Annotated in this window: 17 protein-coding genes; 12 read left to right on the forward strand and 5 right to left on the reverse strand. The window is 71.7% G+C overall.

Features of this window, described 5'->3' with window-relative positions:
• Position 1 precedes the first annotated feature (1 nt).
• Together V6V47_RS20540 and V6V47_RS20545 are read right to left on the reverse strand one after the other, a co-directional pair.
• Positions 2-1,804 carry a thiamine pyrophosphate-binding protein gene (locus V6V47_RS20540; protein WP_334629925.1) on the reverse strand — a complete coding sequence of 601 codons (1,803 nt, stop codon included), beginning with the start codon at positions 1,802-1,804 and terminating at the stop codon, positions 2-4.
• Positions 1,801-3,288, reverse strand: a complete 1,488-nt coding sequence (locus V6V47_RS20545; RefSeq protein ID WP_334629926.1) for an aldehyde dehydrogenase family protein — start codon at positions 3,286-3,288, stop codon at positions 1,801-1,803. The genes V6V47_RS20540 and V6V47_RS20545 overlap by 4 nt, the downstream gene beginning before the upstream one ends.
• A 162-nt stretch (positions 3,289-3,450) precedes the next feature.
• Here V6V47_RS20545 and V6V47_RS20550 point away from each other — a divergent pair, with 162 nt between their 5' ends.
• From V6V47_RS20550 to V6V47_RS20565, 4 genes are read left to right on the forward strand one after another with little or no spacing between them, the layout of a single operon-like run.
• Positions 3,451-4,248, forward strand: a complete 798-nt coding sequence (locus tag V6V47_RS20550) for an IclR family transcriptional regulator (protein ID WP_334629927.1) — start codon at positions 3,451-3,453, stop codon at positions 4,246-4,248.
• Positions 4,249-4,299: 51 nt separating this feature from the next.
• Positions 4,300-5,490: a CaiB/BaiF CoA transferase family protein gene (locus V6V47_RS20555; RefSeq protein WP_334629928.1), complete on the forward strand. Its 1,191-nt coding sequence runs from the start codon at positions 4,300-4,302 to the stop codon at positions 5,488-5,490.
• A complete protein-coding gene (locus V6V47_RS20560; RefSeq protein ID WP_334629930.1) occupies positions 5,487-6,290 on the forward strand; it encodes a citryl-CoA lyase in 804 nt (267 codons plus the stop codon). The genes V6V47_RS20555 and V6V47_RS20560 overlap by 4 nt, the downstream gene beginning before the upstream one ends.
• A 35-nt stretch (positions 6,291-6,325) precedes the next feature.
• Positions 6,326-7,306, forward strand: a complete 981-nt coding sequence (locus V6V47_RS20565) for a ThuA domain-containing protein (protein ID WP_334629931.1) — start codon at positions 6,326-6,328, stop codon at positions 7,304-7,306.
• A 30-nt stretch (positions 7,307-7,336) separates the two neighbouring features.
• Here V6V47_RS20565 and V6V47_RS20570 read toward each other — a convergent pair whose 3' ends face one another.
• On the reverse strand, positions 7,337-7,948 hold the full coding sequence (locus V6V47_RS20570; protein ID WP_334629932.1) for a hypothetical protein: 612 nt from the start codon (positions 7,946-7,948) through the stop codon (positions 7,337-7,339).
• A gap of 94 nt (positions 7,949-8,042) precedes the next feature.
• Between V6V47_RS20570 and V6V47_RS20575 the strand changes: the two genes are divergently transcribed.
• From V6V47_RS20575 to V6V47_RS20585, 3 genes are all read left to right on the forward strand, one after another.
• Entirely contained in the window at positions 8,043-8,492 is a 450-nt protein-coding gene (locus V6V47_RS20575) for a helix-turn-helix transcriptional regulator (RefSeq protein ID WP_334629933.1), read from the forward strand.
• A 5-nt stretch (positions 8,493-8,497) separates the two neighbouring features.
• The gene (locus V6V47_RS20580; protein WP_334629934.1) at positions 8,498-8,908 is read left to right on the forward strand and encodes a VOC family protein; all 411 of its coding nucleotides are present in this window, start codon (positions 8,498-8,500) and stop codon (positions 8,906-8,908) included.
• A 161-nt stretch (positions 8,909-9,069) separates the two neighbouring features.
• Entirely contained in the window at positions 9,070-11,448 is a 2,379-nt protein-coding gene (locus V6V47_RS20585; protein ID WP_334629935.1) for an excinuclease ABC subunit UvrA, read from the forward strand.
• Positions 11,449-11,596: 148 nt separating this feature from the next.
• Here V6V47_RS20585 and V6V47_RS20590 read toward each other — a convergent pair whose 3' ends face one another.
• Positions 11,597-12,637, reverse strand: coding sequence for an iron-siderophore ABC transporter substrate-binding protein (locus V6V47_RS20590; RefSeq protein WP_334629936.1), 1,041 nt, complete (start codon positions 12,635-12,637; stop codon positions 11,597-11,599).
• Between the two features lie 89 nt (positions 12,638-12,726).
• Here V6V47_RS20590 and V6V47_RS20595 point away from each other — a divergent pair, with 89 nt between their 5' ends.
• From V6V47_RS20595 to V6V47_RS20615, 5 genes are read left to right on the forward strand one after another with little or no spacing between them, the layout of a single operon-like run.
• Entirely contained in the window at positions 12,727-13,806 is a 1,080-nt protein-coding gene (locus V6V47_RS20595; RefSeq protein ID WP_442934271.1) for a FecCD family ABC transporter permease, read from the forward strand.
• Between the two features lie 47 nt (positions 13,807-13,853).
• On the forward strand, positions 13,854-14,879 hold the full coding sequence (locus V6V47_RS20600; RefSeq protein WP_442934274.1) for a FecCD family ABC transporter permease: 1,026 nt from the start codon (positions 13,854-13,856) through the stop codon (positions 14,877-14,879).
• Positions 14,876-15,733 (forward strand): ABC transporter ATP-binding protein, encoded by an 858-nt coding sequence (locus V6V47_RS20605; RefSeq protein WP_334629939.1) that lies wholly within the window; start codon positions 14,876-14,878, stop codon positions 15,731-15,733. Before V6V47_RS20600 ends, V6V47_RS20605 begins: the two co-directional genes overlap by 4 nt.
• Positions 15,730-17,412, forward strand: a complete 1,683-nt coding sequence (locus V6V47_RS20610; RefSeq protein WP_334629940.1) for an ABC transporter ATP-binding protein — start codon at positions 15,730-15,732, stop codon at positions 17,410-17,412. Before V6V47_RS20605 ends, V6V47_RS20610 begins: the two co-directional genes overlap by 4 nt.
• Positions 17,409-19,142: an ABC transporter ATP-binding protein gene (locus V6V47_RS20615; RefSeq protein WP_334629941.1), complete on the forward strand. Its 1,734-nt coding sequence runs from the start codon at positions 17,409-17,411 to the stop codon at positions 19,140-19,142. Before V6V47_RS20610 ends, V6V47_RS20615 begins: the two co-directional genes overlap by 4 nt.
• A 60-nt stretch (positions 19,143-19,202) precedes the next feature.
• On the opposite strand, the gene V6V47_RS20620 is transcribed toward V6V47_RS20615, so the two are convergent.
• Positions 19,203-20,177 (reverse strand): hypothetical protein, encoded by a 975-nt coding sequence (locus tag V6V47_RS20620; RefSeq protein ID WP_334629942.1) that lies wholly within the window; start codon positions 20,175-20,177, stop codon positions 19,203-19,205.
• Positions 20,178-20,196: the final 19 nt, after the last annotated feature.

Here is a 20,196-nt window from a genome sequence, read left to right on the forward strand (position 1 = left end):
GTCACCTCGAGTCGTCGTGGGTGGTGAGGTCGAAGACACCTCGGTAGATGTCCTTGATGTTCCAGTGGCCGGGGGTCGGAACGGGCTCGTTGATCATGGGCACGTCCAGCACCGCCGGGCGGCGGGCCGCGATGGCGGCACGCAGCGAGGTGCCGAGCTCGTCGGCGGTCTCGATGCGGTAGCCGTCGGCGCCACAGGCCCGGCCGTAGGCGGCGAAGTCCGGGCTGTACGGCGAGCCGTCCGGCCCGACGAAGTCGCAGCCGTAGCTGCGCCCGAAGTTGGCCGCTTGAAGGTCGGAGATCGTGCCGTGGGAGCGGTTGTTCATCACCACGAAGATGACCGGGGCGCCCTGTTCGACCGCCATGGGCACCGCGGGCAGCTGCGCGCCCATGCCGCCGTCGCCGATCAGGGCCACGACGGTACGGTCGGGCTGGGCGATCTGGACGCCGACGGCCGCCGCCGGGCCGAAGCCCATCGTGGAGGCGCCACCCGGCGTGATGAACCGACCCTCGTCGGGCAGTTCGTAGCACTGGGCGACGCCGTTCTTGTTCCATCCGACGTCGGTGACGAGGATGGCGTCCGGCGGGAGGATCGCCCGCAGGTCGGTGAGGATCCGCTCGGGCCGCAGCGGGAACTGGGCGCTGGTGCCGCGCTCCCGGCTCTCGGTGAAGAGGGCACGGCGGGTCGTGGAGATGGCGTCGCGCAGCCCGGGCCGCTGGCGCGGCGTGGGCTGTCGTTCACGGACGGCGACGTCGATGGCCCGCACGGCGTCGGTGACGTCGGCGACGGCGCCCACCGTGACCGGGAAGTTGCGGCCGATCTCCGCCGGGTCGATGTCGATCTGGATCAGTTGAGCGGGCGGGAACTGCCAGGTGTAGCGAGGGTCCCAGGAGCTGGTGTCGGTCTCGGCGAAGCGGGTGGCCAGCGCCAGCACGACATCGGCCTCCCGGGTGTGCCGGTTGGTCATCTCGAGGCCCCAGAAGCCCGGCATCCCGAGCACGAGCGGGTGACTGTCGGGCAGCGTGCCCTTGGCCATCAGCGAATGCGCGACGGGGACGTCGAGGTGCTCGATGAGCGAGCGCAACGCGTCGAGCCCCGGCCCGCGGCGCAGACCGCCGCCCAGGTAGACCAGCGGCCGCTCGGCGGCCACGAGCAGGTCGGCGATCCGGTCGGCGACCTCGGCGGTCAGGCCCGGCCGCTCCGTCGGCACGAGCGGGAACCCGGCGGCGCTCCCCCGCGGGACCGGCCGGGAGAAGTGGTCCATCGGCACGCTGAGCAGCACCGCGCCCGGACGCCCTCCGGTCGCGGTCGAGAACGCGCGCTCGGTGAACCGGGCCAGGTCAGCGGCGCGGTGCACCTGCCAGGCCCGCTTGACGAAGGGCCGGTAGATCGCGGCCTGATCCGCGTCGGCGTGGAGGTTGACCTCCTGGTGCGGATGCCGGCCGTAGTAGTAGGACGGGATGTCACCGGTGATCGCCACCAGCGGCACCGAGTCCATCGCGGCGGTGAGCACGCCGGTGACCGCGTTCGTCATGCCGGGGCCCACGTGCAGCAGCAGGACCCCGGGCTTGCCGGTGGCGCGGGCGTAGCCGTCGGCCGCGTGCGCCGCCGCCTGTTCGTGCCGTGCGATCACGAAACGGATGCTGCTGCGCCCCATGGCGTCCAGCAGCGCGATGTTGGTGTGTCCACAGACGCCGAAGACGTACTCCACGCCGTACGACTCGAGCTGGGCCACCATGGCCTCGGCCGCGGGGACCGTGTCGTCGCGTCGCGCGTCGGCGTCCACGAGTTGGTCGAGAGTCATCGCATGCCTTCCTGGTCACCGAACAGGGACATGCCACGCAGCAACAACGTCTTCACCACGGTGTAGTCGTCGATCATCCAGCGCGGCGATTCACGCCCGAACCCGGAGTCCTTGACCCCACCGAACGGGACGTGGTCGAGCCGGAAGTTCGATGAGCCGTTGACGACGAGGCCACCGACCTCGAGCTCGCGCCACGCGCTCACGATCCGCCGGACGTCGTTGGTGAACAGCCCCGCCTGCAGCCCGTACCGACTGTCGTTGCAGGCGGCGACGACCTCGTCGAAGCTGTCGTAGGGCAACACGCTGACCGCCGCGCCGAACACCTCGTCACGGACCAGCCGCGCGTCGGTGGGCGGCGCTGCCACCACGGTCGGCAGCACGGTCGCGCCGTCCCGACGGCCGCCGGTGGTGATCTGCGCACCGGCGGCCCGCGCCTCGGCGGCCCAGGCCACGACCCGCTCGGCCGCGTCGTCGTCGACCATCGACCCGACGTCGGTGCCCGGGTCGAGCGGGTCGGCGACCGACAGCTTCTCCACCTCGGCGGTGAAGGCCGCCAGGAAGTCGTCGTAGCGACCACGCTGGACGTAGACGCGCTGGACCGAGATGCAACTCTGCCCCGAGTTGCTGTAGCCGGTCGCGGCGCAGATCCGGGCGGCCGCCTCGATGTCCGCGTCCTCGCACACGATGGTGGCGGCGTTACCGCCGAGCTCCAGCACGAGTCGTTTGGCGCCGGCCGCGCGGGCGACCGCCGCACCCGTGGCGACGCTGCCGGTGAAGCTGATGGCGCCGACCTCCGGGGCCCCACACAGGGCGGCACCCAACTGACCCCCGCCGTGCAGGAGTTGGACGGCCTCCGGCGGCATCCCGCAGTCGAGCAGCAGCGCGACGAGCGCCGCGGACACCGCTGGCGCCTGCGGCGGGGGCTTGACGATCGTCGTGTTGCCCGCCGCGAACGCGGCGGCCAGCTTGTGCGCCAGCAGGTTGGCCGGCGCGTTGAAGGGCGTGATGGCCAGCGCCACGCCGACCGGTGCGCGATGGGTGAACGCGGTGTTGCCCACGCCCCGCGCCCAGCCGGCGACCGGCAGGACCTCACCGCCGATCTGCCGGGCCTCGGCGGCGGCGACGGCGAACGTGTCGGCGACCCGGTCGATCTCGCCCAGCCCGTCCTTGACCGGTTTGCCGAGCTCCAGCGCCAGCAGCCTCGCCAGACGGTCCCGCTGATCGGTGGCCGCGACGGCGGCGCGTTCCAGCACCGCGGCCCGTGCCGCCGGTGACAGGCGGGCGACCGTCTTCGCGCCACGGCGGGCGTACTCGAGAGCCGCGCCGACGTCGCCCTCGTCCGCCTGGCGGGCGGCGCTGACGCCGACCCGCACCCAGGGCCCGACACGTTCGAGTCGCGGTCCCGTGGTGACCCACTCGCCAGCGATGAGGCATCCGACCTCGGCAATCTCGATCGATGCGGTACGGATGGGCTTGTCGAGCATCGCCGCTCCCTCGAGAGTGGACCGCGTAGTGGCACTCCTGGACCGTCCTGCGGACTAGGTGTAACGTACGGGCGTCGATGTCCCCTGGCAATAGTTGGTTCCAAAACCGTTACGGCGATGTGAAACCGTATCGATGGACGCGAGAGAGAGACCATGGCGACCATGGCCGAACGAAACTCATCGACGCAGGGCCCGACCCCCGTCGACACCCCCGACGCGGGCGGCGTCCGCAGCGTCCAGCGCGCAATGGAGATCATGTCCCTGCTGACGGAGAGTCGGCCGTCGGTGACCATCCGGGAGATCGTGGACAGCACGGGCCTCGCGAAGACGACCGTCATCCGACTGGTCCAGACGCTCGAGCAGAACGGTCTGCTGTGGGCGACGAGCCACGGTTACACCGCGGGCCCCGGTCTGTGGCGGTGGGCCCACCTCGCCAACCGCAGCTGGGAGGTGCCACCCGAGACCCGTTCTCTGATGCGCGACCTCGCGGCGACGCACCGCGAGACGGTCAACCTCTACATGACCCGGGACATCAACCGCGTCTGCGTCGCTCAGGAGGAGAGCCCGCAGGCCCTGCGCCACGTGGTCCGGGTCGGTGACGAGCTGCCCATGTGGGCCGGCGCGTCATCCAAGGTCCTGCTCCGCGACGCGACGCCCGCCCTGCTCACGCGGGTCGCGACGTCATCGCCGTGGGGCGGATCGCACGTCGAGACGCTGCGGTCGTGGATCGACGACGCCGCGGTCACCGGATTCGCGACCAGCGCCGGTGAACGCGAACCGGGCCTGTCCGCCGTTGCGGTGCCGGTCACCGGGAGATCGGTGCCGGTCGTGGCAGCGCTCTGCCTGAGCGGACCGACGATGCGGTTCACCCCCGAACGAGTCGCCGAGTTCGTCGAGTCGCTCAAGGTCGCCGCGGCTCGCATGTCCGAGGCAGGCTTCGACCACCCACTCGCCCGGTAGGCCGACGCCAGACCGGCTGCGGTCGCCACCATCCACCCGAGGGGCACACGCATGGACAACCGACCGCTGCGCGGCGTACGGGTCCTGGACCTGACCAACGTACTGGCCGGACCTTACTGCAGCTACCAACTCATGCTGCTCGGGGCCGAGGTCGTGAAGATCGAGAAGCCGGGTCACGGCGATCTGGCCCGCCGGCTCGGCCCGGAAGCCGCGCTCAACCACGCGGGGATGGGCACCTCGTTCCTCGCGCAGAACGCCGGTAAGAAGTCGATCGAGCTCGACCTCAAGGACGCCGACGACCGCGCTGCCTTCGAGGAGCTCCTACGCGGCGCGGACGTCCTGCTCGAGAACTTCCGCGCCGGGGTCCTGGCACGACTCGGGTACGACTGGGACGTCCTCCGTCAGGCGAACCCACGGCTGATCTACTGCGCCATCTCCGGCTTCGGGCAGGGCGGCCCGATGAGCCAGGCGCCCGCGTACGACCAGATCATTCAGGGCCTCGCCGGCATGATGAGCGTCACCGGCACCCCGGAGACGGCACCCTTGCGGGTCGGTTTTCCGGTCTCCGACTCGGTCGGCGGGCTCGTGGCCGCGATGGCGATCTGTGCGGCGCTCGCCGGGCGGTCCCGCACCGACGAGGGCACCTTCCTCGACGTGTCCATGCTGGAGGCGTCGCTGTCGGTGATGGGCTGGGCGACCTCCAACTACCTCGTGAGCGGTGTCCCGCCGGAGCCGATGGGCGACCAGAACGCGACCGCCGCACCGTCGGGGACCTTCGACACCGCGGACGGCCCACTCAACATCGCGGCGAACCGCCAGCGGCAGTTCGAGGTGCTGTGCGGGCTCGTCGAGCGCGACGATCTCGTCACCGACGAACGTTTCGCCGACCGCGAGGCGCGCAAGGCCAACCGCGCGGCCCTGAACCACGAGATCAACATGGCTCTCCGCCATCGTCCGGCGATCGAGTGGGAGCGGCTGCTCTCGGCGGCCGGCGTACCGGCGGCGCGCATCCTGACCGTTCCGCAGGCCGTCGAGCTCGACCAGCTGGGAGCACGTGGTTTCTTCACCGACCTGCCGTTTCCCGGCGATGCCGACCGCACGCTGCGGGTCAGCGGTAACGGCGTACTCGTCAATGGCGCGCCGCTGCGACCCGGCACGCCTCCACCGCTCCTGGGTGAACACAACGGCGAGTTGACCCGGGACGCCGAGCTCGGCGTCGTCGACGAGGTCGCGGCGCCGTGAGTGACGAGCCGACCGTGCGGGACGTGTCGGACTGGTGGGCCACCGCGGTCTCCCGCATCGAGCCTGATGTGATCGAGCTGCGCGGCCGGCCGATCCAGGACCTCATCGCAGACACCAGCTTCGTCGGCGTGATCTGGTTGCTGCTGCGGGGCCACCCGCCGACGGAGGGCCAGGAGCGGCTGCTCGAGGCCGCCTTGGTCTCCGGTGTGGACCACGGGCCGCATGCGCCGTCGATCGCGGTGGCCCGGATCGCCGCCACCTGCGGTGTCGGGCTGAACAACGCCGTGGCCACCGGTGTGAATCTGCTGGGCGACGTGCACGGCGGCGCCGGCGAACAGTGCATGCAGATGCTTGCCGAGGTCACGGCCCGCACCGACGCCGGCGGCACGCTCGAGCACGCGGCGGCCTCGGTCGTCGCCGACTGGCGGGCTCGTTCCAAGTACCTGCCCGGCTTCGGCCACCGCTTCCACACCGTCGATCCGCGCCGAGAGCCACTGCTGGGCCTGGTCGAGGCCGCGGTCGCCGAGGGCGTGGTCGACGGTGCATACCTGCGGGCGGCGACCGCGGTCGAACGCATCCTGGCCCAGGGCCGTCAGCGGCCCGTACCGATCAACATCGACGGTTGCACGGCCGTCGTCTACGGCGAGTTGGGCTTCGCGCCACCACTGGCCCGCGGTCTGTTCGTGCTGAGCCGCAGCGTCGGAATCCTCGCGCACGCGTGGGAGGAGACGGGCCAGGGCCGGCGCAACAAGGGCCCGATGCCGCCGTCCATCCTGCCCACCCACCTCCCGACCGCCTGACCCCCGCACCACCACCACATCGAGAAGGAGCAGCCATGCCCCTCCGGCGCAACACGATCATCAGCGCAGCCCTCGGTGCCACCGTCGCCGCGGCTGTCCTGTTGCTGGGCACGTCCATCCCCAGCACGGCGGACAAGGCCGCCACCAGGTCGAAGGACGGCGGCGCCGAGAACCTCGGCCGGCCCAACTACGGGGTCTGTCGCGGCACCGACTCCGCCTGCTACCACGACTGGGGCAACTTCGACCCCGCCGCCGACGGCTACCGCGTCCTGGTCTACAGCCGTACGGCCGGACCACGGCACGCGCACCTCGGGCCCGCCCTGCCACCGGGCCTCAACCCGCCGCTCACCGCCGCGCACGCCGCGCAGAGCGCCCTCGTCAAGCTGGGTACGGAGCACAACTTCGCCGTCGACTGGACCGAGGACGTCACCCAGCTCTCGTCGCCGTCGCGCCTGTTCGCCTACAACGCGGTCATCTTCATGAGCACCACCCGGGACACGCTCGACGACTCGGCGCAGACCGCACTACGCCAGTACATCCGTGGTGGTGGCGGCTTCGTCGGCATCCACAACGCCTTCGGCACCGAGTACAACTGGGACTGGTACGAGGGTCTGCTCGGCGGCACCAACTACTACGACCACGGCCGCAACCAGCCCGGCACCGTCACGACGACGAGTCGCCGGGACGCCTCGACCTCCGGGCTCCCGGCCCGCTGGGCCTTCGCCGACGAGTGGTACAACCTGGTGCCGTTCCCGAGCGAGGTGCGGGTCCTCGCCAAGGTGGACGAGGCGACGCTGCCCGAGGGGCCGACCGGTGGCAGCGGACACCCCGGCCACGGCCGTAACCATCCGGTGTCGTGGTGCCAGTACTACGACGGCGGGCGCTCCTGGCTCACCACGCTCGGGCACGCCGTCGAGGCCTGGACGGACACGCCGATGGCCGGCGACCAGTACTTCCTCGACCACGTCCTCGGCGGCATCGAATCCGCCATGGGTCGCAGCCCGTTCTGCCGCTGAGGCGGCGGGCATCCGGTCCTCCGCCAGTGGTCAACCGTGCTGCGCGTCGGTGCGCTGCTGGCGGAGGCGGGCCCGGTGCAGGAAGCGTCGAACCGCCACGACGAATGCCAGCAGCAGGCCGGTGAGCATGCCGACGCCGGCCAGACCGGCCGCCGCCAGGGTGCCGAGGGCGGTGTCGCGGGCACCGTAGAACTTCGGCGGGTCACCGATCGAGAGGGTCGGTGCGGCGGTCCCGGCGGTCGTGCAGGTCACCTCGTACGGACCGGTCGGTCCGGCACCCAGCGTGAGGAGGCCGAGCCACCGCTGGCCGTCGACCGTGAGCTCGACATTCTCCGGAAGCAGATAGCGCTCGCGAGACTCGACGATCTCCTGACCGTCCGCGCGTGTCGTCGCACAGGTGACGTCCGGGATGCTCTGGCCGGTCTCCTTGATCCACACCATCTTGTCGTTCGACAACGACAGGTGCACCGTGACCGGCTGACCGGGCGTCAGGGGCTGCCCCAGAGCACCCCCGGAACGCAGGAGGAGCAGCAGCACCGCGGCCGCCGCCAGGACGCCACCGACGGCGGTCAGTGCCGCGACGAGGAACCATCGACGACGTGGCCGCACGTCCACCGGATCGACGCCCGGAGCGAGACTCATGACGAGATCATCCGGGACGAGCGCGCCGGTGTCAGTCCCGAGCGTGTCGGTGATCCCTGGCCGACTGTCCGCCGGATCTGGCACCATTGCGCGGGTGACCAGCAATTCCGCCCCGGAGCAACACCTGCGCGACCTCGCGCGGCTACGCCGCGTCCGCGACCGGATCGACCGGGAGTACGCGCGGCCGCTGGACGTGGAGGCGCTGGCCCTCGGTGTGAACATGTCAGCCGGGCACCTCAGCCGACAGTTCCGACTCGCCTACGGCGAGTCACCGTACTCCTATCTGATGACCCGGCGGATCGAGCGCGCCATGGCGTTGCTCCGTCGCGGCGACCTCAGTGTCACCGAGGTCTGTTTTGCGGTCGGCTGTGGCTCGCTGGGCACCTTCAGCACCCGCTTCACCGAGTTGGTCGGCGTGCCGCCCAGCGTCTATCGGGCCCAGAGGGCTCCCGCGCCGGCGGGGATGCCGTCGTGCGTGACGAAGCAGGTGACCAGACCGATCAGGAATCGAGAAGCGCAGGTCACGGCATCACAACTAGCGTGACTGCCATGACCGTCACCATTCACTCGAGTTTCCTTCCGCACACCGACCCGGACGCCTCGCTGGTCTTCTACCGCGACATCCTTGGCTTCGAGGTCCGCAACGACGTCGGATACCAGGGCATGCGCTGGATCACGGTCGGCCCCGCCGATCAGCCCGACACGTCCATCGTCCTGCACCCGCCGGCCGCCAACCCCGGCATCACCGACGACGAGCGCCGCACCATCCTCGAGCTGATGGCCAAGGGCAGCTACTTCGGTGCCAACCTGGCCACCGCCGACCTCGACGGCACCTTCGCCACGTTGGAGGCCAGCGGCGCCGAGGTCGTGCAGGAGCCGACCGAGCAGCCGTACGGCATCCGGGACTGCGCGTTCCGCGACCCCGCGGGCAATCTGCTCCGCATCCAGGAACTCCGCTGACCCGTCCGGCCCGACACGCCGCTGTGGCCGAGGCCACCGGGGCGGCGTGAGTCGAGGCTGCGTGGATACCGTGGGTCCAGCGCCGAGCGCGACACCTCTCCAGCGTCAGCGGACGGGTGTCGCGCCGCACAGGCGGCCCCCGCCCGACAGATGGAGACACGATGAGCAAGGCCACGCCGTCGCCTGCGCCGCACGCCGCCGACAGCCATGACCTGATCCGCGTGCAGGGTGCGCGCGTGAACAACCTCAAGGACGTCAGCGTCGAGCTCCCGAAGCGGCGTCTGACGGTGTTCACCGGCGTCTCCGGTTCCGGCAAGAGTTCGCTGGTGTTCGGCACCATCGCCGCCGAGTCGCAGCGGATGATCAACGAGACGTACAGCGCCTTCGTGCAGGGCTTCATGCCGACGCAGGCGCGGCCGGACGTCGACGTCCTCGACGGGCTCACCACCGCGATCATCATCGACCAGGAGCGGATGGGTTCCAACGCCCGCTCGACCGTCGGCACCGCGACCGACGCCAACGCGATGTTGCGCATCCTGTTCAGCCGACTCGGCAAGCCGCACATCGGCTCGCCGCAGGCGTACTCGTTCAATGTCGCCTCGATCAGCGGCGCGGGTGCGGTCTCCATCGAGCGCGGCGGCCAGACCGTCAAGGAACGTCGGAGCTTCAGCATCACCGGCGGCATGTGCCCACGCTGCGAGGGCCGGGGTTCCGTCACCGACATCGACCTCACGGCGCTCTACGACGACAGCAAGTCCCTCAACGAGGGCGCGATCACCATCCCCGGTTACAGCATGGACGGCTGGTTCGGCCGCATCTTCAACGGCTGCGGCTTCTTCGACGCGGACAAGCCGATCCGCACGTTCACCAAGCGGCAGCTGCACGACCTGCTGCACAAGGAGCCAACCAAGATCAAGGTCGACGGCATCAACCTGACGTACGAGGGGCTGATCCCGAAGATCCAGAAGTCGATGCTCTCCAAGGATGTCGACTCGTTGCAGCCGCACATCCGCGCCTTCGTGGAGCGGGCGGTGACCTTCACGACGTGCCCGGAGTGCGGCGGCACCCGACTGTCCGAGGCGGCCCGGTCCTCGAAGATCGAGGGAATCAGCATCGCCGACGCCTGCGCGATGCAGATCAGCGATCTCGCCGAGTGGCTGCGCGATCTGGACGAGCCGTCCGTCGCGCCGCTGATCGGCGCGCTGCGGCACACCCTCGACTCGTTCGTGGAGATCGGGCTGGGCTACCTCTCGCTCGACCGGCCGTCGGGCACGCTGTCGGGCGGCGAGGCACAGCGCACCAAGATGATCCGCCACCTCGGCTCCTCGCTCACCGACGTGACCTACGTCTTCGACGAGCCCACCATCGGCCTGCACCCGCACGACATCCAGCGGATGAACGACCTGCTGCTGCGGCTGCGGGACAAGGGCAACACGGTGCTCGTCGTCGAACACAAGCCGGAGGCGATCGCCATCGCCGACCACGTCGTCGACCTCGGTCCCGGCGCCGGCACGGCGGGCGGCACCGTCCGCTACGAGGGGACGGTCGAGGGTCTACGGGCCAGCGGCACCCTCACCGGCCGCCACTTCGACGACCGTGCCGCCCTCAAGGAGACGGTCCGCAAGCCCACCGGCGCTCTGGAGATCCGCGGCGCCACGGCGCACAACCTGCGCGACGTGGACGTCGACATTCCGCTCGGGGTGCTCACCGTCGTCACCGGGGTCGCCGGCTCGGGCAAGAGTTCGCTGATCCACGGGTCGATCCCCGCCGGCGCCGGTGTGGTGTCGGTCGACCAGACCGCGATCCGCGGCTCCCGCCGCAGCAACCCGGCGACGTACACCGGCCTGCTCGACCCGATCCGCAAGGCGTTCGCGAAGGCCAATGGCGTGAAGCCGGCCCTGTTCAGCGCCAACTCCGAGGGTGCCTGCCCGGCCTGCAACGGTGCCGGTGTCATCTACACCGACCTGGCGATGATGGCCGGCGTCGCCACCACCTGCGAGGAGTGCGAGGGGAAGCGGTTCCAGGCGGCGGTGCTGGAATACCACCTCGGCGGCCGCGACATCAGCGAGGTGCTCGCGATGTCGGTGACCGAGGCCGAGGAGTTCTTTGGCGACGGCGAGGCGCGTACGCCGGCAGCGCATGCCATCCTCCACCGGCTCGCCGACGTCGGGCTCGGCTACCTCAGCCTCGGCCAGCCGCTCACGACTCTGTCCGGTGGCGAGCGGCAGCGGCTCAAGCTGGCCACCCACATGGCCGAGAAGGGCGGCGTCTACGTCCTCGACGAGCCGACCAGCGGCCTGCACCTCGCGGACGTCGAGCACCTGCTCGGCCTGCTCGACCGGCTCGTCGACTCCGGCAAGTCGGTCATCGTCATCGAGCACCACCAGGCGGTCATGGCGCACGCCGACTGGATCGTCGACCTCGGCCCAGGTGCCGGCCACGACGGTGGCCAGATCGTCTTCGAGGGCACACCCGCCGACCTGGTGGCGAAACGCTCCACCCTCACCGGCGAACACCTGGCGGCCTACGTCGGCGCCTAGGTCCCGTCTCGCGTCCTTTGCTCTGCTTCACCCGACGCAACACCGGGCAGCACTTACCGTTGCGCCCGTTGAAGCAGAGCAAAGGACGACCAACCGGGTCCGGCTGAGCGGGGGAATGGTCCTCCTCGGACCGCTCCCCCGCCGACCGTCAGACGGCTCGCTGCACCGCGGTCGCCGGGTTGCCGTCCACCGCCGCGACCAGCTGCGGGACGAGCTTCTCCAGCAGGAACGGCAGGCTCAGCGGCGTGATGAACGAGGTCGCCGCCCCCACCAGCTCCTCGTTCTCCAGGTAGATGTCGCGGCCCTCGCTCTTGACCTTGAGCTTGGTGTAGAGCGGGTCGGACTGCACCTTCGCCCGGTCCGCGTCGTACTTCTCGACCAGCCAGATCAGTACGTTGGTGTCGAGCATGTCGGTGCGCTCACGGCTCAGGTTCGCACCGAACTCCTTGCCGGTGACCTCGGCCAACCCGGCCGGCAGCGTGAAGCCCAGGTCGGTGAGGAACCGGCCGCGAGGGTCCTGCGGGCCGTACACCCAGTAGCCCTCGTAGGTCGTGGCCATCAGGCCGGTCGCGCCCGCGAAGCTCGGGTTCGCGGTGCGGACCGCGGCGATCTTGCCCTCCACGTCGGCGACGACCTTGTCGGCCTGCGCCTTGCGGCCCACCGCGGTGCCCACCGTGCGGGTGAGATCCTGCCAGGACACCCCATAGTCGACGGTGTCCTTCGGCTGCGCCACGGTCGGCGCGATCTTCGCCAACGTGGCGTAGGTCTCGCTGGTCAGGCCGGAGTAGAGGCCGAGGATCAGATCGGGCCGCAGGGCGGCCACCTTCTCGAACTGGATGCCGTCGGCGTCGGTGAGCACCTGTGGCTTGGCCGCACCGCCCAACGCGGCCTCGGCCCACGGCCAGACGGCGCCGGGCTTCTTGCCGAACCACTCGGTGGTCGCCACCGGCACGACGCCGAGCGACAGCAGCGCGTCCTGCTCGACGAGGCCGACCACGACGATCCGCTTGGGCTCGGCCGCGATGGTGGTGGTGCCGAACTTGTGCTCGATCGACACCGGGAAGGCGTCGGAGGCGGTCGCGCTGGACGAGGTGGCCGGCGCCTCCGATTCGCCCCCGCACGCCGCGAGAAGAAGCAGGAGCCCGGTCGCCGCCACCGTGGCGGTCCGCCGGATTGAAGGTAGCCGCACGGCTGGTCCTTTCTGCGAGCGAGGCCCCGGGGCGGTGACCTCGGCTGGGAGTGTAGGTTAGCCTCACCTAATTCCACGAATGCGAGCAGATGGAGCACGCGTTGAGTACAGCCAGCGGCGTACGCCCCGCGCCGCGGCCCGCCCCACCGGCTGAGGTCCCGCGTGAGTCGTTGTCCCGCACCGGCCGCCGCTGGGCCGGTCTCGTCGCCGGGGTCGTGGCCCTGCTCGCCGCCGTGGCGCTGAGCATCGCGGTCGGCAGTCGATCCGTCGGCCTGAGCACGGTGTGGCAGGTGCTCTGGCACGACGACGGCTCCCCGTCCGCGGTGATCGTGCACCAGTTGCGGCTCCCCCGGACGCTGCTCGGCATCGGTGTGGGCGCCGCCCTGGGTCTGGCCGGCACGGTGATGCAGTCCCTCACGCGCAATCCGCTGGCCGAGCCAGGTCTGCTCGGGGTCACCCTCGGCGCGTCCACCGGCGTGGTCCTGGCCGTCGCGTTCCTCGGCGTCGGAAGCGCCACCGGGTACGTCTGGTTCGCCATCGTCGGCGCCGGCCTCACCTCGGTCGCCGTCTTCGCGCTCGGCGGCTCCGGCCGCGCGCCCACCCCGGAGCGGCAGGTGCTCGCCGGGATCTCCATCACCGCGGTGCTCGGCGCCCTGGTCTGGGCGATCCTGGTGACCCACCGGGAGGCGTTCAACCGCTACCGACACTGGGACGTCGGATCGCTCGCCGACCGGGAGACCGGCACGATCATGCAGGTGACACCGTTCCTGGTGGCCGGCATCGTGCTGGCGCTGGCGCTGGGCCGCCAGCTGAACGCGCTGAGCATGGGAGACGACCAGGCGGCCTCGCTCGGCGCGCACCCGGGACGCATCCGCTTCCTGGGCATGATCACGGTCACCCTGCTGTGCGGTGCCGCGACCGCCGCCGCCGGCCCGATCTGGTTCGTCGGCCTGGCCGTGCCCTACGTCGCCCGGATGATCGTCGGCTCGGACCACCGGTGGATCCTGGCCTACTCCCTGGTGCTCGGCCCCACCCTGCTGCTCGTCTCGGACGTGATCGCACGCGTCCTGGTCGCCCCGGCCGAACTGCCGGTCGGGGTGGTCACCGCGTTCCTCGGCGCGCCGCTGTTCATCGCGCTGTGCCGCCGACGCCGGCTGAGCGTCCTGTGAGCGCCCCGGGCCTGCACCTGCGCCGTTCCGGCGGCGCGACCCGACTGGTGATCCGCGGTGGCCGGGCCGGCCATCTCTCGGTGCGCGTACACCTGCGCGCGCTGCTCGTCGGGGCCGGGCTGCTGCTGACGGCGCTGGTCGTCTCGCTGGTCAACCTCTCCAGCGGCGACTTCCCGATCCCCGTCGCCGACGTGCTGCGCAGCCTCACCGGGCAGGGCGACCCGGGCACCGACTTCATCGTGCACGAGCTGCGGCTCCCCCGTGTCCTGGTCACCGTGCTGGTCGGGATCGCGCTGGGCGCGAGCGGCACGATCTTCCAGGGGTTGACCCGCAACCCGTTGGGCAGCCCCGACTTCGTCGGCCTGACCGTGGGTGCGGCCACCGGCGCGCTGGTCGTGCTGCTGCTGCTCAACGGAGGAGGGCTCCAGGTCGCGGCCGGTGCGATCCTCGGCTGCCTGGCCACCTCGGTCGCCATCTACCTGCTCGCGTTCCGCCGTGGTGTACAGCCGTTCCGGCTGGTCCTCATGGGTGTCGGAGTGTCCGCGCTGCTCGACGCGTTCAACTCGTACCTGATCTACCGAAGCCGACTGGACGAGGCGTTGTCCGCGCAGGTCTGGCTCATCGGCAGCGTCAACGGCCGGGGGTGGACCGAGGTGGCGCTGATCGGCGGCACCGTGGCCGTGCTGCTGCCGGTGGTGCTCTACCTCAGCCGGCACCTCGACATGCTGGCCCTGGGTGACGAGTCCGCGATGCTGAACGGCGTCCCGGTCGAGCGCAGCCGGGCGGTGCTCGCGCTGGCCGGGGTCGGGCTCGCCGCCGGTGCCACCGCGGCGGCCGGGCCGATCGCGTTCGTCGCGCTCGCCGCGCCGCCGTTGGCCGCCCGCCTGACCCGGTCACCGCACGCCGGCGTCCTGCCTGCCGCGCTGATGGGCGCCGCGCTGCTGAGCGCCGGCGACTGGGCGGCCCAGCACGCCCTCCCCGACAACGACCTCCCGGTCGGTGTCGTCACCGCCGCCCTCGGCGGCATCTACTTGACCTGGTTGCTCTTCCACGAGCGACGGAGCGGCAGATGAGGAGCACGGCGATGACCAAGGCGCGGCTGCGGGCCGACGCGCTGACCCTGGCGTACGACCGGCGGGTGGTCGTCCGGGATCTCGACGTGCAGATCACCGACGGGTCGTTCACCGTCATCGTCGGTCCCAACGCCTGTGGCAAGTCGACTCTGCTGCGGTCGCTCGCCCGGGTGCTGAAGCCGCAGTCCGGCGCGGTCCACCTGGACGGTCAGGCCATCGCGTCGTACCCGTCCCGGCACGTCGCCAAGCAGCTCGGCATGCTGCCGCAGTCGCCGGTCGTACCCGGCGGGATCGTGGTGGAGGAGCTGGTCGCCCGCGGCCGGTTCGCCCACCAGCGGCTGCTGCGGCAGTGGTCGGCGCAGGACGAGGCCGCCGTGGCCGACGCGATGCGCCAGACCGAGGTGACCGAGCTGGCCGACCGGTTCGTCGACGAGCTGTCCGGCGGCCAGCGCCAGCGGGTCTGGTTGGCGATGGCACTCGCCCAGCAGACGCCGATCCTGCTGCTGGACGAGCCGACCACCTTCCTCGACCTCTCGCACCAGTTCGAGGTGCTGGACCTCTGCGCCGACCTGCACGAACAGGGCCGGACCATCGTGGCCGTCCTGCACGACCTCAACCACGCCTGCCGGTACGCCACCGAGCTGATCGTGATGCGCGACGGCGCGGTCCTCGCCCAGGGCCCGCCCGCCGAGGTGATGACGGCGGAGCTGGTGGAGACGGTCTTCGGGATGCCCTGCCGGGTGATGACCGACCCGGAGACGGACACCCCCATGGTGGTGCCGGCCGGGCGGCAACGGCGGCGGCTGGCCCGCAACGGGTTTGCTGCGGCCGCGGCGGACGGAGCCTCCGCGTGAGCGACGGACGGGGTGTCCTCGCCGAGGCGCTCGGCGGGCAGCGACGGACCATCGCCCTGAGCACACTGCTGGCCACCTGCCATCAGGCCGGCGAGGCCGCGGTGCCGTTCCTGATCGGTGTGATCATCGACCGGGCGGTGGCAGGTGGCCTCGGCGACCTCGCCCTCTGGCTCGGCGTGCTGGCCGCCGTCTACCTCGGCCTGAGCTACAGCTTCCGGTACGGCGCCCGCGCCGCCGAGCGCGCCGCCGAACAGGCAGCCCACGGCCTGCGGCTGCGGGTGACCCGGCGGGTGCTGCACGAGCGCGGCGGCGCCGAGACCGATCGACTGCCCGGCGCCCTGGTCTCGATCGCCACCAGCGACGCGTCCCGGGTCGGCGCGGTCGCCATCGCGGTCACCTTCGGCGTGGCCGCCGTCGTCAGCCTGATCTTCGCGGCGATCCTGCTGCTCTCCGTCTCGGTGCCACTCGGGCTCCTGGTGCTCCTGGGCACCCCGCCGCTGATGCTGCTCACCCGCCTACTCGGCAAGCCGCTCGAGGAACGCAGCGAGACCGAGCAGGAGCACGGCGCACACGCCTCCGGCATCGCCGCGGACCTGGTCAGCGGGCTGCGCGTGATCAAGGGCCTGCGGGCCGAGACCTCGGCGGTCGCCCGCTACTCCGAACGCAGTCGCGGCGCGCTCGCCGCGACCGTACGAGCGGCACGGGCCGAGGCCGCGTACCAGGGTGTGGTGCTCACGCTCAGCGGGACGTTCCTGGCGGTCATCGCGGTCGCCGGCGGTCTGCTCGCGGTCCGTGGCCAGATCAGCGTCGGTCAACTCATCTCCTCGCTCGGTCTGGCGCAGTTCCTGGTCGGCCCGATGTCGACGTTCGGCTGGGTGGGCGCGGACCTCGCGCAGGGCCGCGCCTCGGCCCGCCGTGTCGCCGCCGTGCTGGACGCGCCCGTCGCGGTGACCGGCGGCGAGGCGAGCCCGGTCGCGCCGGCCCGGGGCGCCCTCGCGCTGCGCGGGCTGGACAGCCCGCCGTTGCGCGGGCTCGACCTGGACATCGCGCCGGGTGAGCTGGTCGGTATCGTGGCCACCGACCCGGCCGAGGCCGCCACGCTGGTCCGCCTGCTCGGGCGGATGGGCGATCCCGACGCCGGCGTGATCGAGCTGGACGGCGTCCCGCTCGCCGGGCTCGCGCCGCAGGACCTGCGGGCCGTGGTGCTGGCCGTCGAACATCACAGCGACCTGTTCGACGGCACGATCCGGGACGGTGTCTCGCTGGCCGGGCGTGCCCGGCCGGACACCGTCGAGGCCGCGGTGGCCACGGCCGACGCGGACGAGGTGGCCCGTAACCTGCCGGACGGTCTGGACACGGTGCTCGACGACCGGGCCCACTCGCTCTCCGGAGGGCAGCGGCAGCGCATCGCGCTGGCCCGGGCGCTGGCCGGCGATCCGCCGGTCCTGGTGGTCCACGACCCCACCACCGCGGTCGACGCGGTGACCGAAGCCCGGATCGCCGGGCGGCTGCGGTCGATGCGCGACGGGCGCACCACCATTCTGATCACCACCAGCCCGGCCCTGCTGGCGGTGACCGACCGGGTGATCGTCGTGCACGACGGGGCCGTACGCACCGACGGCAGGCACGCCGACCTGGTCGCCGACGACGCCACGTACCGGGAGACCGTGCTCGCATGACCGACTCCGACACGACGACGCTGCTGCCGATCGCGACCGGACGCCGCACCCGAGCCCAGCTCCGCGTGCTGGTACGGCCACACCGAGCCCGGCTGGCCGGGGCACTCGCCCTGCTGGTCGCGGGCACCACGGCCGGTCTGGTGACCCCGCCCCTGCTCGGGCACATCGTCGACCTGGCCACCAACGGGGGCAACACCGGCGACTTCGTCCTCACCGGCGTCGGGCTGGTGGCGGGCGTGCTCGTCGAGGCGGCGCTGGCCGGACTCGGCGTCGCCCTGCTCGCGCAGGTCGGCGAGAGCATGCTGGCCCGGCTGCGCGAACGGTTCGTCGACTCGGCGCTGCGCCTGCCGCTGGAACAGGTCGAGCGCGCCGGCACCGGCGACCTCACCTCCCGCGTCACCAACGACGTCGCGGTGATCGCCGAGGCGGTCCGCAGCGCTCTGCCCCAGTTCACCCGTGCCCTGTTGACCATCGTGCTCACCCTGGCCGGGATGGCGGTGCTCGACTGGCGCTTCCTGGTGGCGGCGCTGATCGCGGTGCCGGTGCAGTTGCACACGGTCCGCTGGTACGCCCACCGCGCCGTGCCGCTCTACGCCCGGCAGCGCGTCGCCGTCGCCGCGCAACAGCACCACCTGCTCGCGACCATCGACGGCGCGTCGACCATCCGCGCGTTCCGGATCGCCGACGAACACGGTGAGCGCGTCGCCAGCAAGTCGCAGCAGGCGGTGGACCTGCTGCTGCGGGGCGTCGCTCTCCAGACCCGGTTCTACGCCCGGCTGCACGTCGCCGAGTTCGCCGGGCTCGCGGCCGTACTGGTCACCGGCTTCTTCCTGTTGCGCGCGGACGCGGTGAGCATCGGCGCGGCGACCGCGGCGGCGCTGTACTTCCATGGCCTGTTCACCCCGATCAACATCGCGCTGGCCCTGGTCGACGACGCCCAGGCGGCGTCCTCGGGGCTGGACCGGCTGGTCGGGGTCGCCGACCTGGACACGCCCGCGCGGCAGCGCGCGACCCCGGGTGACGGACCGGACGCGGTGGTGGTGCGCGGGCTGGACTTCGCCTACGTACCGGACCGCCCGGTGCTGACCGGCGTGGACCTGACGATCGCCCGGGGTGAACGGGTCGCCGTGGTCGGCAGCAGCGGGGCGGGCAAGACCACCCTGGCCAAGGTGATCGGCGGGGTGCACGGGCCGACCAGCGGGCGGGTGGCGGTGCCGGCCGGGGAGGTCGCGCTGATCACCCAGGAGGTGCACGTCTTCGCCGGGCCGCTCGTCGAGGACCTGCGGCTGGCCCGCGCGGACGCCACCGACGACGAGGTACGCGCGGCGCTCGCCGCGGTCGAGGCGCTGGGCTGGGTGGAGCAGCTACCGGACGGCCTGGACACCGAGGTCGGTGCGGGCGGCCACCTGCTCACCGCGGCGCAGGCACAACAGTTGGCGTTCGCCCGGCTGATCCTGGCCGACCCGCCGGTGGCGATCCTCGACGAGGCCACCGCCGAGGCCGGGAGCGCCGGTGCCCGCCAGCTCGAACGGGTGGCCACGGCCGCCCTGGCGGGGCGCACCGCGCTGGTCGTGGCGCACCGGCTCACCCAGGCGGTGACGGCGGACCGGATCGTGGTGATGGAGGCCGGTCGGATCGTCGAGGCGGGCACCCACCGGGAGCTGGTCGAGCGCGAGGGCCCGTACGCCACGCTGTGGCAGGCCTGGTCGGACCAGCGCGCGCACCACTGAGACGGTCGCCGGGCCGGACGTCGCAGGACGTCCGGCCCGGCTCGACCACGCGGCGGTCAGCTACAGACCGGCGTCACCGGCCGCGGTGGCCTCCTGCACCGCCGAGGTACGCCGGACCTCGGCCCGCTGATCGCCGGTGTCCTCCCGGACCGGACCGGCGGTAGCGGTCCGCTTCGCGGTGGCACCCGCCGGGTCGGCGGTCACACCACCGCGGATCCGGTTGTTGGCGGCCACCTGGGCGGCCGGGTTGTTGGACGTCACGGTCAACCGGCCGTTGATGATGTTGTCGTCGACCGTGACGCCGCCGGTGGTGTTGGTGACGCTGACATCCCGACCCCAGTAGCTGCCGGAGGCGCAGCCGTCGAGGACGCCGTTCGGGCCGAGCTGCACACCGCCCAGGTTGCCGGCGAAGGTGGCCTGACCACGGATGGCGCTGCCGCACACGACGCTGCCGGTGGCGCTGTTCAGCACCGACAGCGAGCCGTCGACGAACGAGTCGTGCACGTCGGTGTAGTAGGTGCCGGCGCTGACGAGGTTTCCCTCCACCTGCGTGCCGCGGTCGAGACGGACCTCGCCGGCGCTGGTGTTGACGGTCCCGGCGATCGTCGAGGCCTCGACGAACAGGAAGCTGTCGATCGTCGCGGAGCCCTTCGGTCGTACGACCACGGCGCCGGTCTGTGCGTCCTTGAGGAAGGTGCCGTACCCGCCGGCGGCGAGCACCACGGCGCCGCCGATGGTGGTGTCGGTGGCGTCCAGATAACCGTCGGCGGCGATGCGTACCTCGCCGCTGACGTGGCCACCGGCGACCACCAGGTTGCCGCCGGCGGCGACGGAGACGTTGCCGGTGATCGTGGTGCCGGTGAGCGCGCAGGACTCGCCGGCCGGCACGTACAGGTCGTTGGGCACGGTCACCGCACCGCCGGTGCCGATGCAGTAGGTCACCAGGTCGGCGTGTGCGCTGGGCGCCACCGACAGCACCGTGGCGGCGAGGACGGCGGTCACGGTGGCCAGCTTGGCGGCGGTACGTCTGGGCATCGCTGTACTCCCTGTCAGT

It is taken from the genome of Micromonospora sp. CPCC 205539 (assembly GCF_036906815.1).
In the GTDB taxonomy this organism is placed as follows: Bacteria; Actinomycetota; Actinomycetes; order Mycobacteriales; family Micromonosporaceae; genus Micromonospora.